Origin of the sequence: Asticcacaulis excentricus CB 48 (genome assembly GCF_000175215.2) — a bacterium.
Lineage (GTDB): Bacteria > Pseudomonadota > Alphaproteobacteria > Caulobacterales > Caulobacteraceae > Asticcacaulis > Asticcacaulis excentricus.
In genome coordinates this window covers 1,589,478-1,603,506 of sequence record NC_014816.1, presented here as the reverse complement: position 1 = coordinate 1,603,506, position 14,029 = coordinate 1,589,478, and the positions used below count along the sequence as shown (strand labels likewise).

The following is a 14,029-nucleotide window of genomic DNA, read 5'->3' as shown; positions in this document are numbered from 1 at the left end:
GAGGGCAGGGGGTGCGTAGGCCCCGGCTTACAGCAATGGCATCATACGGCTAACTCTCAACAGGAGCAGAGTGAGGCTTGGCACGCCTGCCAGCGACACACCTGCCTATTCATTTGCATCCAGACGGATGCGAGGGGACAAAGCATGGCCACGCAATCGACGATCGACACGCGGAAGCTGGCCTACCGGATAGATGAGGCGGTGAAGGCCAGCGGTCTGCGGCGGTCAGTTCTATATGAGCGCCTCGCCGACGGTTCGCTCAAGTCGGTCAAGATCGGTAAGTGCCGTCTGATAATGCGCGACGAACTGCTGCGTTTCCTCTCCGGAGAGCCTGATGATGTTCCACTGACGGAAGGTTCTGAAGCTGCCGTTTCGTCCGAACCAGGGCGCAAACCACGGGGTCCGGGGCCGGTTAAACCAACAGGTCAGTTGGAGTTGCCCCTACGCCAGTGACTCAGCCACCCACCGAAACGCATCAAAGGTTTTGCAAGAGGTTTGCTGGATTTTCTCCAGCGGTTTGCCTGACTCGGACTGAGCCATGGACACGATCTTCCCGGTTGCCTATTTTGGGCGCCCGAATTCCGGCATGAGCCGCAATGTTGCGACATCTGGCAAGCCCAAGGGCCAAAAACAATGTCACGCAAAACCTAGCAAACTAACTTGCAGCTTTTCGCTAGTCTAATTCGAGGTCAAACAGTCCTCGCTCATGTACCACCGTGCTAACTCGATGGGTCCCAAACGTGATACCCGCCATAGCCCCTAGGTCGCGAACCACTTGCATGATGTGATGCAGGGTATTCCATTCTCGCCACATAGACGCATTGCCCGGGCCGTCTAAGCCCTGTGCAACACGAAAAATTCGATCGTCGGCTTCCGAGAAAGCCTGACCAGCGTATGTCATGGATTCATGTTCCATCAGGCGTTGGCAAACTTTCCGCATTTGTTCAGCGTCTTTGCCGTCCTTGTCTGCGAAGACTATCAGCGTATGTGTCTTACCGGTATAGCGAAGGTGGCGCGTAGCTTTGCCGCCGCGCAGTCCCTTAGGGAAAACCATTTTGCCTGTGTCCGCACCAAAATCGCCGTACCCTATACGTTCCGGCGGCACGTCACAATCTTTCATAGCTTCATGAAACGCAGTCCATTCATCCCTAGGTACGAATTTGTTTTTGCCATACTCAGGCGGGTTGGTTTGGGGGAAATTCGATGCTTGGTATACAATGCGGTGCCAGTGCCCAATCTCATTTAGCACTTCGAATAGGCCACTAATTGAACCTGATGCAATTTCCGGCTTTAAGGGGGCTCCTGTAAAGTCAACAAAAAGTACGCATTCATTTGCAGAAAGGCCAATGGCGTTCAGCCCCTGAGAAATTTCCTCTGGGTCCACTTGATCATAATCAATTAGAATAGCCAGCTTGATGGCACCGGTCGTGCACAAAACCTCTTTAAAAAAGGGGTTGGAGAGACCTTCTGCTGAGACGACCGGAACAATTTTGGGGTTCCGTCCCTGCGCAAGCCTATACAGAGTCCTAAGTCCGTCATTTCCAAGGGCGTCATGGACAAATCTGGTGTCTAGAAATGCTCTACGTAGAGGCCAGTGCTTGGCAATGCGGTCACCGGTGATATGGGCAATTTCATCAATAGTCGGGATGCGCCCAAGTTCCGGATCACGATCCTTTGGAGGTGGCACCACAAAGCGAGGTTCAACATGTGGTGCAACATCGTTAGGCAACTTCGCCATAGCAATATATTCACCCTGCTTAAAACGTAGACACGGATAGTAAGGCAACATTTGGCGTCCTTTCTAAGCCTCGCTTAGGAATTGTTTGCGAACTGTGTTTGCACCGATCTTTTGTGTGAAAATGGTATAATCGTTTCTTTCTTTTCTAATCCTCCCAAAAACGATGGCCGGATGGATGCCCAGACTGTTGGCGAACTTTTCCGGAACGTCAGGAGATCGAGAAATTCTAGCAGTCGATTTTCGCCATACCTCATCGGGAATAAGCATATTCGCTGCAAAGGCGTCCGCTTCCGCCTCTTGCTCATCAAGAGAGGGGGCTTCGGACTGATCGTAGAAACCTAATGCAAGGCCGGTACGATAGTGAAGTACGGCATGGGCGGTTTCGTGCAAGAGCGTGAACCAAAAATTATCGATGGTGTCTTTGCGAATTGTCATTCCAATGACGGGAATATCACCTTCTAAGAAAGCCGCACCGTCGATAGCCAGTCCCGGAATCTGAGGTTCAATGATTAGAACAATCCCGTGCTGGAGCAAAAATTCACGCGCGCGAAGCGGACCGTCCGGCGAAGCACTCAGTTTAACTAGACTTGAGAGCCAAGAGAGGTCCAGGGGACTAAAACGGGGCTTTGAGGTTTCAATAACGCCCTGCGCTCTGGAGGCGACCCGTGCCCGCCAGGCGTGCAGAAGAATGTCTTCGCTATGATCCTTCACGTTCAAGCCGGTTCGCAGAAGCGATGGGCTACCAAACGTAATTCGATTTTCCGCAATGAACCGACGTAAATCTTCTTCATCAGCATCTTCAGAAAACCAGCCGTTCTCGCGGCCATGCTTAAGGATTTTCTTGATGTCCGCCTTCGAGACGTCCTCAATCATTCTGCCAAGGCCACGGAGGTCTTTTAATTCAGTGATCGTAGCCTTAAGCTGGACGCCTAACAACGCAGCGATCTTGCTGTAGTTTTTGAGACTGATTGTGGTGTAACGGTCGCTCTCGTAGCGCTGGACTTGCTGTTCCTTCAATCCGAGACGCCATGCTAAATCGCGTTGAGATAGGCCTTTCGCTATGCGCGCCACTATGAGCGTTAAGCCTGGATCAGTGCCAGCTCGCGAATGCAGTTCATGATGATTGCCTGAATCTTTTGCAGTCTCATACGCATTGACAGCCGCTGTCAGCTCCTGCCTTTCGGCTTTCATTGCACGTACCACCGGTACGACCACTTCGGGCGGTAATCCGACGATCATTGGCTCTAACGCTCGATTTGAGGATAAGGCGTCCTCGAGAGCCGAAATTTTGGATCTGGCTTCGCGTAGCTCGCGTTCGTTAAGAATCACACCACTTCTGAACATAGCCAACAATAAACACAACATAATTGTTGCGTCAATAATTCAATCCGGGAGCGGCCCCTTTTATGAACGATAAGAGCAGCCCACTTGTGCGCAAATCCTAGAAAACGCTCCATTCTACATCAGCCCGCAAGATCGTCTCCGAGCCGTTTCGACGACATGAACTGCTAAATGTCGTTCCGCGATGCGTTCACAAATCCCCCTTTCATTGCGTTAGAAAATCGGGAACACTCTCTGCGTTAGCCGTTAACTACATAGATCTGTAATATTCCCGTCGGTAAAGGTTCAACTAGGGTCTGAAGGCGCGAGCTGGTTTGCGACGGCATATCTAAAAACCTGACCAATTAACTGTAGCGTCCGATCGGCCTTCTCATCGTTCTTCGAGGCTTCGAAAGGACGTACCGCATTCAGGACCTCAAACGGCTGTATCTCCGCGATCGGCCTGTGGCCAAGGCTTCGCTCGACAAGGCGAGTGAACCACTCACGCTTCTGTACCGTCGCCTCTGCGAGCCCTTCCCGCTTGTTTTTGGCGATGTAGGCTTTGGAGACGGCATCGAATGTATTCGCCGCGCTGATTTTAGCCGTGTGCTTGTCGATACGTTTTGCTCCGCCGGATCGATACCGTCTGATAGCTGGCGACGGGCCTCATCTCTTCGTTCGCGGGCTTGTTTAAGTCTTACGTTAGGGTAGGCACCGATGGAGAGTTTTTTCTCAACCCCGGCTTTGTTTCTGAATTTGAGTTTCCACAAACGTCCGCCCGAAGGCGTGACAAGGAGATATAGCCCTTTCTCGTCTGTGAGCTTGTACGGCTTGTCCTCAGGTTTGGCATTACGCAATGCGATATCCGTCAGAGCCATTTTGGGGGCCTTTCATTTTCGCTATTCGCAAAAGGTCCCCACGCAGGCCCCCAAAACCGCTCGGATGTAGTTGGATGAAGGCGGACGCTAGCGGCCAACTAGCGTCTAAAGTATCAGTTTTTCCTGGATTTTTCAACCTTGGGCGGATTTCAGAGAACAAGGTGATGGTGCCGCTTAAGTGACTCGAACGCCTGACCGTTCGACGGGCGACGATTAGGAAATCCGTTCCCGGCATAATGTTTCGACGGCCTCTTGCAACAATCCGACCCGTTCGCTGAGCCACGCCAATTCGTCCTCCCCGATGCTATAGCTCGCTGAGTATCGGGCCTCGACATACGCGCGCCTGAGCCTGTCAAAGGCTTGCCGATGTAGCTTGGTATCGTTCGGCCAGATGTTCTTCAACCGGTCATCCAGCGCTTCCGCTTGTGAGCTTAGCATGGTGATGCGGTGGCTTTTTGGACTGTACAGAGACAAAGTCAGCAGCAGGCAGTGGTAAAGGGCTTCTGTAGCTTGATGCAGCAAGAACGCGGCGTACTTAGCGTCCTTTTCGCCGAGGTAGAATTTAGCCCCCTTGATGGCAGAAGCACTTTGGGCGCTCCACTGCTCATAGTGCCCCCTGGCCTCTGCCAAACGCTCTTCCTCCGTCAACGGCTTTGGCGCGACCAGCGGATGCCCCGGGGCCTCGTAAAGCATGATGCCATCGCGGGCGATATCAACGAAGAAGGGCCGACCTCGGGCGAGGTTGTCGTTCACCTCATCGAGACTGTGCACGATGAAGTTGACCGGGGTGCGGATATGCTCCGTGACGGTGTGTTCCCGGATCAGATGCTCGTCGGCTTTGGCCCAGTAGTCCTGCAGATCGGTGAAGGCCTGACCGTTGACGACGATCAGGAGATCATAGTCCGAGCGATAGCCGGAAGAGCGGTCCTCGACCCAGTCGCCGCGGGCATAGGAGCCGAACAGGATGATCTTGAGAATCCGCCCCGCTTTACGCTTATCGGAGAGCGCGGTCTTTGTCGCATCCTCGAACTCGTCAAACAGGATCTGCACGACGCGGGTCAGTTCGCGCCGTTTCACATCCGGTAGGTGTTCGAGCTTATCAGCCAGCATCAAAAAGGCCCCGCAGTTCGGGATCAGCATAGTACCGGAGCCGTGTTGCCACAATGGGGCGTTGACCATTGAGGAACAGGAGTTGTGTATCCGAAGGCATCTGACGCACCTCATCGGGCGTCAGAAGCGGCCGCCCGGTGTGATGCTCACTGTAGGAAAGGCCGCTCTTGTTGGAGTCCATATTGCGGCCCGTGGACTGGAATACGACCGTCTCCTGACCCAGCAGATCCGACACCAGCCGTGAGGTCTCATAGTCGTTGACGCCGAAGACCTGAAGGACACCGGCATTGGATAGAAACGTGCCCGCTCGCTGCCCATAGAGGGCGCGTAACTGATGGATGTCCTGAAGGATAGGCCAGAGCTGTACGCCATAGCCCGCCATCAGACTCATGGCGCGCTCAACGAAGGACAGATAGCCGAGGCTTGCAAACTCATCCAGCAGATACAAAACCGGCGAGGGGAGAGGGCGCTTTGCCCGCACCAGTTCTGTGAGACTTTGCGTCACCAGCAGTCTGAGCCAGCGCGCATAGGTGTCAAGGCGATCGGGCGGCAGAACCAGATACACGGTGGCCACGGATTGCTTCAGATCACCAAAAGCAAAATCCGACCCGCTCATCACCTCGGTCATGCGCGGACTGTCGAGGAAATGCGTGTGCCGCTGCGCTGACGATAAGACACCGGCGGCCTCCCGATCGGCCTTGGACCGGTGCCGGTTGGCCGCCCGCCTGATCAGACCATGGCAGGCGTCCGTTTCCTGCATGCGGTCCAGTAAATCAGCAAACTCCGGAACGTCCAGCGTCAGATATTCCCGCAAGGTCGCCAGACTGCGTCGGTATCCAAACTCTTCAGTGGCGATATAGAGAATAATCCCCGTGATCAGAGCCTTGGCTTCTTCATTCCAGTGCGCTTCCCCGGCCGTGCCTGGGGCATCGCACACGAGCGCATCGGCCAGCAACGCCGCGTCCTCAGCAATATCCGGACTGTCGGGATCCAGAGCCGCCAGCGGATTGAACGAAGCCGAAGGCTTTCCCGTCACGCCGAAGGGATCCAGAATATAGACCGGCCCAAATGCCGATCGGGCGCGCGCGGTAATGCGGGCGTTCTCGCCCTTGGGATCCACACAAACGACCGAACGGTACTGCACGAGGAGGTTTGGAATAACCGTCCCCACGCCCTTGCCCGATCGTGTCGGTGCCAGGGTCAGAAGATGCGCCGGGCCTGAATAACGGATGAGCTTGCTTGTACTCCTATCCCGGCCGATCAGAAGCCCCTCATGCCCGCGCGTAACCGCAGCAATCTCCCGCTTCTCAGCAAAGCGCGCTGAGCCATGGGTATCTGATCCATCCCCATCACCCAGATGATCAAGAAGCGGCTTGACCAGAAGACGCCACAGCACCGCAAGTACGATGCCGACCACGATCAGATCAAGTACCCTCTTCAGGGGCTTTCCGCCGATGCCGATCAGATAAAACTGGCCCTCAATCCACTCAGACAGAAGCGCCAGCAAAATCAAAATCACAACGGACACCACAAGGGCGTACAGGACGGGCTTCCACACCCGAACCGGCGTGCTGATAAGCCACAGGAAAGCCCCCAAGGGGTCACGCACCGCGCGCACCAGACCCTTGCGAAGTGCGCGTAACACCCGAAGAACAGAACTGCTCATCCCCTTGCCCCCGTGAGACTCTCTAACCGGTCTTGCCCGGACCGATCAGATCCTCGAACAGACGCCTGTCGATGTCGCGCGTCAGAAAGCCCGGTAACTCGCGCTGGATAAAGTCGCGCAGATAGTCCGCGCCACTCTCGCGGCCCTCTTCAAGACGATGCAGAACCAGAGCCCCCAGCAGCACCTTGCGGCGCGTATCCCGGGCACGCTCGTCCTTCGACAACCGTGCCTGCAGTGACTTCCGCTGCGCCTCAAGCTGCGCCAGCCGTTCTTCAATGGATTTACGCGACATGGAACCCCCTTTGCGAGACACCAACCGCCACACACACGCGTCGCCAGCTGACCGGTGGTCAAATCAGACGAAACGTCTACAGACCAGCCCGCTACCAACGCGGCACGTGAGACGATAGCAAATACCACCATTGCGCGCAATCTCTATTGTGGTATCGTTCCGATAATCCGGCCTGTCCGGACGCGCACAAACCGCGCAGCACACCTGAGAAACCCGGCGAAGCAAGGGGTTTGAAGGGCGCACTTACGAGTTGCTTCGCAACTCAGGCGCCGCATCGCCAAACGCGATGCGAGGAAAAGGCAAGTCGCTGGGGCACCGCCCCCGCACCCCGTATGTGGCGTACCCTGGTGTCGGCGAAGCCTGTCCTCGCAGTGCAGGGTCCGGCCTGGCGTTGTGCCGCGTTCCGTATCGTCCTGTAGCGTCTGCGTTTGTCTCCGAGTGTTCTGGCGTGTCGTCTGGATTTTGCCTGAGAGCGGATCATGGCCATCTACCACCTGAGCATGAAGCCCATTTCCCGCGGGTCGGGTCGCTCCGCCGTGGCCGCGGCCGCCTATCGCTCAGGCACCAAACTCACCAACGAACGCGATGGCCTCACGCATGACTACACCCGCAAAAGCGGGGTGGAGGAGACAGAGATCGTCCTGCCGGAGGGTGTGGATGCCGAATGGGCACGCGACCGTGAGCAACTGTGGAATGCGGCGGAGATGGCCGAAAAGCGAAACGACGCCCGCGTCGCCCGTGAATTCGAAGTCGCCCTGCCGCATGAACTCAATGCCGACCAGCGCTTAGAACTGGTGAGAGAGTTCTCCCAGTCTGTGGCCGACACGTATGGTGTGGCCGTGGACTTCGCCATCCATGCCCCCGATGAGGCTATGGATGAGCGCAATCACCATGCGCATATCCTGATCACGACCCGCGAGGTGACAGCGAACGGCCTCGGCGAGAAGAGCGACCTCGAACGCGAGAACAAATGGCTGAAGGCGCACGACAAGCCGACAACCGATGCGCAGCTGAAGGCCTTGCGACTGGAGTGGGAAGAACGCACCAATCAGGCGCTGGCTCTGGCCGGACACGATGTGCGCATTGATCACCGCTCACATCAGGAACGCGGCCTCGAGATTGAACCCACCCAGCATGTGGGGGTGCACGCCACACAGATGGACAGACGCGGTCAATCTGTAGAACGCGAACGTCTGGCCGAGGAGGCGAGGGTACGCAATGCCGATCTGATCCGTCAGAACCCCAATCAGGTCCTTACCCTGATCACCGGAGAGAAGAGCGTCTTCGACCGCACAGATATCGCCCGAACACTTCATCGCTACATCAATGAGGACGCCTCAGAATATCAGTCCCTCTTCACAACGGTCATGGCGTCAGATGAACTGGTGCGACTGGCCGTAGGTCCTGACGGTACACGCTATTCCACGCGCGAACTCGTCGAAGTGGAAACGCGCACGGCAAGCCATGTCGAGGCTATGGCGCAGCGTTCAGATCACACCGTCGCAGACCGTTACATAGAGCGTGCCATAGCCCGTCAGGATGAGGCGATACGGCGCAGCGTTTCATCGAGTTTGCCAGAGGATGTATCCGCCGCCGAACGTGAACGCAGCCTCAAAGATGTCGGCATGAGCGATGAGCAGAAAGACGCAGTCCGTCACATCACCGGCGATGCGCAGATTGCCGTCGTTGTGGGCTTTGCCGGCGCCGGCAAAAGCACGCTTTTGTCGGCCGCCAAAGAGGCGTGGGAAGCGCAAGGCTACACCGTGCATGGAGCGGCCCTGGCCGGCAAGGCGGTGGGTGGTCTGGAGGAGAGTGCGGGCATCGAAGGACGTACCCTGGCCTCATGGGATACGCGCTGGAAGATGGGCACGTCTGAGCTTGGCCCAGGCGATGTTCTGGTCATCGACGAAGCCGGTATGATCGGCTCCCGCCAGATGGACCGGTTTGTATCGGAAGCTGAGCGCACGGGTGCCAAGCTGGTGCTGGTGGGTGACCACGAGCAGCTTCAGGCCATCGGTGCCGGCGCGCCCTTCCGGGCCATTGCCGAACGGGTGGGCCATGCCTCCGTCGAAGACATCCGTCGCCAGCGCAGCGACTGGCAACGAGACGCATCGAAAGCCTTTGCGACCCAGCGTACAGCTCAAGGACTGGCAGCCTACATAGAGCACGGCCACGTGCACCTCAAAGCCGATCAGAGCGAAGCAACAACCGCACTTGTCCGGGACTATGTAAAGGACGTCGAAGCCCGGCCCGACGGGTCACGCGCCGCCATGGCGCATCGGCGTGTGGATGTGCGTGAGCTCAACAACGGCATCCGTGAGGAGCTGAAGGCAAGGGGGCATCTGAAGGGCGAAGACGTCCCCTTCAACACGGACGATGGCCAGCGGAACTTCACCGAAGGCGACCGTCTGGTCTTCCTGCAAAATGACCGGGAGATGGGCGTAAAGAACGGCACGCTGGGAACCGTCGAGGGCATCGAAAACAACAAGCTGATCGTTAGGCCTGATGGCAGCCAGACCGACGTTCAAATCAACGCGTCCGAGTACAAGGCCTTCGACCATGGCTATGCGACCACCATCCATAAGACGCAGGGGGCCACCGTGGACCGTGCCTATGTGCTGGCGTCAGACACCATGGACCGGCACATGACTTATGTGTCCATGACCCGGCACAGGGACGATGCCACCCTCTATGCTGGTCAGGATCAGTTCGATGGTCATCGGGACCTGACCCGGAGCTTAAGCCGTTCCGGCTCAAAGGAGACGGTTCTGGACTATGTGGATTCAAGCGGCCGACGCCACGACACCGGACAGCCGGTCATAAGCACCGTAGCCACCACAGGCTTCGCACAGCGGCGCGGTATGAACAGCGACATCATCTATCCCGCGCGGCAAGGGGCAGCCCCGGAATCAGTGCCAGAGGCAGTGGACGGGTCACAATCAGAGGTCAGGCAGGAGCGTGACCGAAGCGTCGATGCAGCGTCAGCAGCCCAGATAAAACGCGACATGTTTGCTGGCTTGAAACTGCCAGTGACCGACATCAACAAAGACATCGGCATCGACAGCGAACGCATACCGCATAAGGTTTGGCGGACACAAAAGCCTGAAAGAGATTTGCCGTTTGGAGGCAGCCGCTCACCTCTGGAGAAGGCCGCGGATCGTTATGCCCGGGCTTATGGCGACATCCAGACGATGGAGAAAAAAGGATTGCCTGTCCTCGAAGGGCAGAAGCAGGCCTTGCGGCATGCGGAAGAAGCGCTCGAAAAGGCGCAACCGGGTGCGGCCAGTGTCATGGCTTCTGGGCTGGAACACGCACCCGGTATGCGGCGGGCCATAAAGGAACTGACAGGTGAGGCAAGGACGCAGGCCCTGATCAAGGGCCTGTCGCAGGAGCGTCAGGCCCTCGCTGACCCGGCTGTCAGGGCCGACCGGATGGTCGGGCGCTGGAAGACGCTGACTGAACAGCATGACCGTCTCAGGGGCTGGCAGCATGCGGACGCGCGACACGCTCTTGAACAGAGGATGCAGGAGACGGCGAGGGAGATCGCCCGTGACCCGCTGATGGAATCCCATCTGCGTTATCGGCGCAAAGAGTTTGGGCTTGGCCGTGAACAGAGCCGAGACCAGAGCCAGGAGAGTCTCAGCCGGGAGCTTGAGCGCAAGTTTCAACGCGGTCTGGAGCGGGACCGGGGGATTGAGCGGTAGAGGGGGAGGGGGCGACTATGGTTGACGAGACAAGGCCCAAGGGCGCCGACAGAGATGAGGCCGAGGCCGCCACGAAAGCGTTTGATGGGCTGCGCAATGCGGTCGACAAGCGCGGGGCGGCGACAGCGGCGGAGCTCAAGCTTATCCGACAGGGCGTCGAGGCCCTTTTCGATCAGGTCGAAGTGATTCAGGCAAAACCTGACTATGCGCAGGATTTGGCGGAAATCAAAGAGGTTTGCGTAGACATCGCTGATCGGCTGGAAACCATTGAGGCAATGCCGGCGCTCAAAGGAGGCGTTCAGGACTTTGAGCGGGCAGGGTCGGATCTCCTTCGATCTTCAGTTACAGCGCTTGAGCAAAAGGCGCAGCGGTTTGATAGTGCGGCCGTCACACTCCAACGGATCGCCAGCCATGTGCAGGATCGGCAGGAATGGTGGAGGTATTTGTTTATCGCCGGTGGCCTCGGGTTGGTGGCCGGCGTCCTCCTAGTGCTGTTCATACTGGGACTTCTGCCGCTGGAAGTCAGAACCAATGTAGCGGCCGCACTGGTGGGGACCGGTCGGTGGGAGGCAGGTGCGGTCCTGATGCAGGCGGAAAGACCAGAGGCTTGGGCTGAAATTGTCCAAGGCGAGAAATTGAGAGAGCAGAACAGGAAGGCTTTGGGCCGGTGCCGCGAGTTGGCGAGGAAAAGGGGTGTGGCTCAGAAGTGCAACATTGTCGTTGAACCTGACATCCCTCGTTAAATGTCGAGTTGGCTCGGGTTTAAGCCAAACGTGGCAGCGACACTGCTCACTAGACTTGATCTCGACTTGGTTTGGCCATGTCCCCGCCTGCTCGTGAGTTCGCATCCCCGATAAATACAGATCTGCATAGGGAAGCAGCTGTTTCAGGTGATGAGCACGAGTTGCAATTCGGCCGTTGACGATTCACGGATGGGACCTCAATCTGACAGCCGCCAAGAGATGATGAATGGGAAAGATTGAAACGCGTGTTTTCCGAATTACTCAATCTCTTTCGCCCGAAGGTGTTCGAAGAGGTGACCAATTCGCGCCTGCATGCGATGCTCCACGGCGAAGTGGAGCGCCTCTTGGCAAATAAGGGGTTTGAAGCGGTCAATGACTTAATATGGGTTCGAGGCGACGATGCACCTATCCGCCAAGTGTTCAAATTTTCAAAGTTAAAAGGCGGCATATTTGTGCCCATGTGGGGCGTGTCACTCGACTTTGTACCACACCTCTCAGGTAAGAAGGTGGCATGGCATCGCTCGAACAAGTCCGCAAAGTTGGACTTGTGCTTCCATCCTCAGGGAAGCGCACTTCAGATGTCTTACATCGAAGGGCCAACACCAATCCTTCAGCGGCGCAAATACGTCGTCGGCCAAGCGGTCGAGGAAGCGACCAAGTTTTGGCAAATGTGCCACAAAATCGACGCGCTTCCTGACGCTATCAAGTGGCTGAGAGCATACTATAGCGAGGGGAAGGGTCTTGCCTTTTATAACTATACCCAGCATTTTCTCACCGTGGCCTTCCTCTTGAAACGTAACGGTCAGCCTGAAGAAGCCATGACGGAGTTGGACCGCCAGTATGCCGAGTTTCGAGAGCCCGAAGCTTGGCAGAAGCTTAAACCCCTGTTGTCGGAGTAGGGGGCTGACAGGAAATAGGGAGCACGTCACAATACCCAAAGGCGGGCACTGTCGTGTGGACGCAACGGGCAACCGAATTCTCCGTGTGGTATAATTATTGGCGCGCACCAGGATGGATACAGCCAGTCCACAAGCGCAGCCAGAGGGAGCTGCCATGGATTATTATGTCGCAGTGAATAGCCTAGGGTTCGGGCAGACCATATGGGAGGTGGATAAACCGAACGCGCGCAATATGATGCAGCCTAGTACATTGACTTCAACTCTGACGGAAGGCCCTGGAGAGGACGTTGTGACGCTTGTCGCTGACGATATGAGCCCGCACGTGATTCACAAGCTAAATATCACACCTGGTCAGTATTATCCGCGTATTGCAAGGCCAAGCTATCCGCGTTTGGACTTTCCCAGTTCAATTACCCCTCTCAGCGATGAAAAGGTTTATCGGGCCGACGCTTTGCGCCAATTGCACTTTATCTTGTCCACCTTAGACGATTTGTTTCTGACCGTAGAGCCGACAGAGGCCAACTTCTCAACTTACGGCCACGCATTCCGCAATCTCCTGCTGATTGCCTGTACCGAGGTCGAGATGCACCTAAAGGGCATTATGACTGCCAACAATTACACACCGTCAGGCTCGAGGTTCACAATGAATGATTATTGCAAGGTAGGCCCTGCCATGCGACTTTCAGAGTTCGAGCTGAAATTCGTACAGTATCATACGATCCCCAACAGGCAGCCTTTTGCCGCTTGGGCAAGCGCCTCTGCGCCTCTGCCTTGGTACAAGGCCTATAACGCTGTAAAACACAATAGGGAGGTAGCCTTCGACCAGGCCAAGATGGAGCATGTGATTGACGCCGTATCAGCCGTCATCGTTCTTCTTGCAGGTCAGTTTGGTGCCCATCTTGGCCAAGACGTTGATTTCGAAGAACGGCCTTGGAAGCCGGTGAAATTTACGTCGCTACCGCAGTGGCAGCCGAGTGATTGGTACCACTCTGATTTTTCAGGCACCGGAACCAGAAGACCCAAAAACTTTGCCTTTTAGCGAGTTTGACCGCGTGGCTTTTTATACTCTGCCCCATGTTAAAGCGCTCAGAAGGTTGACCCGTCGGCTCGCCAGTTCCAGAGTAACGTACTGGCTTTAATGATAGCGCGCAGACGATCATGTTCTGTAGGACGAGGGGAGGCACGATACAAACCCTACATCTAGATTCAATTCAGTTTGAGGTTTTGTATCGCTAAGACTGTAAATGGTCCACTAACATCAACTTCGCAAGGTATCTAAGAAGAGCTAATCGTTGTCGGGGGGCGACGCGGTACCTCTACAGCTAGGAGGGAGCTGACGAGGATACACGGGAGATCATAACCACAACGCAGCCGCGCATGTGCACGAAATACGCTCCGCAAATTATGTGGAGATTAACCGGGCTATTCTCCGCACCGCCTTTATACCGTTTTCCTGAAACTGGTAATAGCCATGTGCAGGAGCCACGCCTGCCATAACGCTTTTAACTCATCTCTCCAAATTTCCCGACCTGGGGGGAAGCGTTCGCCTCAAAAGTGTGGCCGTTCGGCCGGTGCGGGGGCGTTCGCCCCCTTATTGGTCTGAATCCGTTCGGATTTCTGGGCAGTTTGGAACGTGAAATTTTCACATTCCTTACACATAGCACATTTTCAGCGTTTGT

11 protein-coding genes and 1 pseudogene are annotated in these 14,029 nt (G+C 56.2%); 5 read left to right on the top strand and 7 right to left on the bottom strand.

The window, feature by feature from the left end; all coding sequences use genetic code 11:
* The first annotated feature begins 144 nt into the window (after positions 1–144).
* A complete protein-coding gene (locus tag ASTEX_RS20820) occupies positions 145–453 on the top strand; it encodes a MerR family transcriptional regulator (RefSeq protein ID WP_013478977.1) in 309 nt (102 codons plus the stop codon).
* 220 nt (positions 454–673) lie between these two features.
* Here the strand turns inward: ASTEX_RS20820 and ASTEX_RS07345 are convergent, their stop codons facing one another.
* The 7 genes and pseudogenes from ASTEX_RS07345 to ASTEX_RS07325 form a co-directional block, all read right to left on the bottom strand.
* Entirely contained in the window at positions 674–1,789 is a 1,116-nt protein-coding gene (locus ASTEX_RS07345; protein ID WP_013478976.1) for a beta family protein, read from the bottom strand.
* A gap of 12 nt (positions 1,790–1,801) precedes the next feature.
* Entirely contained in the window at positions 1,802–2,977 is a 1,176-nt protein-coding gene (locus ASTEX_RS07340) for an XRE family transcriptional regulator (RefSeq protein ID WP_013478975.1), read from the bottom strand.
* 387 nt (positions 2,978–3,364) lie between these two features.
* On the bottom strand, positions 3,365–3,655 hold the full coding sequence (locus tag ASTEX_RS21080) for a phage integrase central domain-containing protein (protein WP_425358999.1): 291 nt from the start codon (positions 3,653–3,655) through the stop codon (positions 3,365–3,367).
* Between the two features lie 38 nt (positions 3,656–3,693).
* Positions 3,694–3,936: pseudogene (locus tag ASTEX_RS21075) on the bottom strand (Arm DNA-binding domain-containing protein); the annotation flags it as partial.
* A gap of 213 nt (positions 3,937–4,149) precedes the next feature.
* Positions 4,150–5,046: a HEPN domain-containing protein gene (locus ASTEX_RS07335; protein WP_041658589.1), complete on the bottom strand. Its 897-nt coding sequence runs from the start codon at positions 5,044–5,046 to the stop codon at positions 4,150–4,152.
* Positions 5,036–6,712, bottom strand: a complete 1,677-nt coding sequence (locus tag ASTEX_RS07330; RefSeq protein WP_013478972.1) for a type IV secretory system conjugative DNA transfer family protein — start codon at positions 6,710–6,712, stop codon at positions 5,036–5,038. The genes ASTEX_RS07335 and ASTEX_RS07330 overlap by 11 nt, the downstream gene beginning before the upstream one ends.
* A gap of 22 nt (positions 6,713–6,734) precedes the next feature.
* Complete coding sequence (locus ASTEX_RS07325; RefSeq protein WP_013478971.1) at positions 6,735–7,004, bottom strand: hypothetical protein; 270 nt, start codon at positions 7,002–7,004, stop codon at positions 6,735–6,737.
* A 479-nt stretch (positions 7,005–7,483) separates the two neighbouring features.
* Here ASTEX_RS07325 and traA point away from each other — a divergent pair, with 479 nt between their 5' ends.
* The 4 genes from traA to ASTEX_RS19290 all read left to right on the top strand — a co-directional run bounded on the left by traA (position 7,484) and on the right by ASTEX_RS19290 (position 13,389).
* A complete protein-coding gene (gene traA / locus ASTEX_RS07320; RefSeq protein ID WP_013478970.1) occupies positions 7,484–10,708 on the top strand; it encodes a Ti-type conjugative transfer relaxase TraA in 3,225 nt (1,074 codons plus the stop codon).
* Positions 10,709–10,725: 17 nt separating this feature from the next.
* On the top strand, positions 10,726–11,451 hold the full coding sequence (locus ASTEX_RS07315; RefSeq protein ID WP_013478969.1) for a DUF6118 family protein: 726 nt from the start codon (positions 10,726–10,728) through the stop codon (positions 11,449–11,451).
* Positions 11,452–11,687: 236 nt separating this feature from the next.
* Positions 11,688–12,350, top strand: coding sequence for a hypothetical protein (locus ASTEX_RS07310; RefSeq protein WP_013478968.1), 663 nt, complete (start codon positions 11,688–11,690; stop codon positions 12,348–12,350).
* A gap of 154 nt (positions 12,351–12,504) precedes the next feature.
* Positions 12,505–13,389, top strand: coding sequence for a hypothetical protein (locus ASTEX_RS19290; protein ID WP_013478967.1), 885 nt, complete (start codon positions 12,505–12,507; stop codon positions 13,387–13,389).
* Positions 13,390–14,029 lie beyond the last annotated feature (640 nt).

Bases quoted from the DNA above. Each gene is read 5' to 3' on its own strand.
- ASTEX_RS20820 (WP_013478977.1), top strand. From the start codon at position 145: ATGGCCACGCAATCGACGATCGACACGCGGAAGCTGGCCTACCGGATA.
- ASTEX_RS07345 (WP_013478976.1), bottom strand. From the start codon at position 1,789: ATGTTGCCTTACTATCCGTGTCTACGTTTTAAGCAGGGTGAATATATT.
- ASTEX_RS07340 (WP_013478975.1), bottom strand. From the start codon at position 2,977: ATGATCGTCGGATTACCGCCCGAAGTGGTCGTACCGGTGGTACGTGCA.
- ASTEX_RS07335 (WP_041658589.1), bottom strand. From the start codon at position 5,046: ATGCTGGCTGATAAGCTCGAACACCTACCGGATGTGAAACGGCGCGAA.
- ASTEX_RS07330 (WP_013478972.1), bottom strand. From the start codon at position 6,712: ATGAGCAGTTCTGTTCTTCGGGTGTTACGCGCACTTCGCAAGGGTCTG.
- ASTEX_RS07325 (WP_013478971.1), bottom strand. From the start codon at position 7,004: ATGTCGCGTAAATCCATTGAAGAACGGCTGGCGCAGCTTGAGGCGCAG.
- traA (WP_013478970.1), top strand. From the start codon at position 7,484: ATGGCCATCTACCACCTGAGCATGAAGCCCATTTCCCGCGGGTCGGGT.
- ASTEX_RS07315 (WP_013478969.1), top strand. From the start codon at position 10,726: ATGGTTGACGAGACAAGGCCCAAGGGCGCCGACAGAGATGAGGCCGAG.
- ASTEX_RS19290 (WP_013478967.1), top strand. From the start codon at position 12,505: ATGGATTATTATGTCGCAGTGAATAGCCTAGGGTTCGGGCAGACCATA.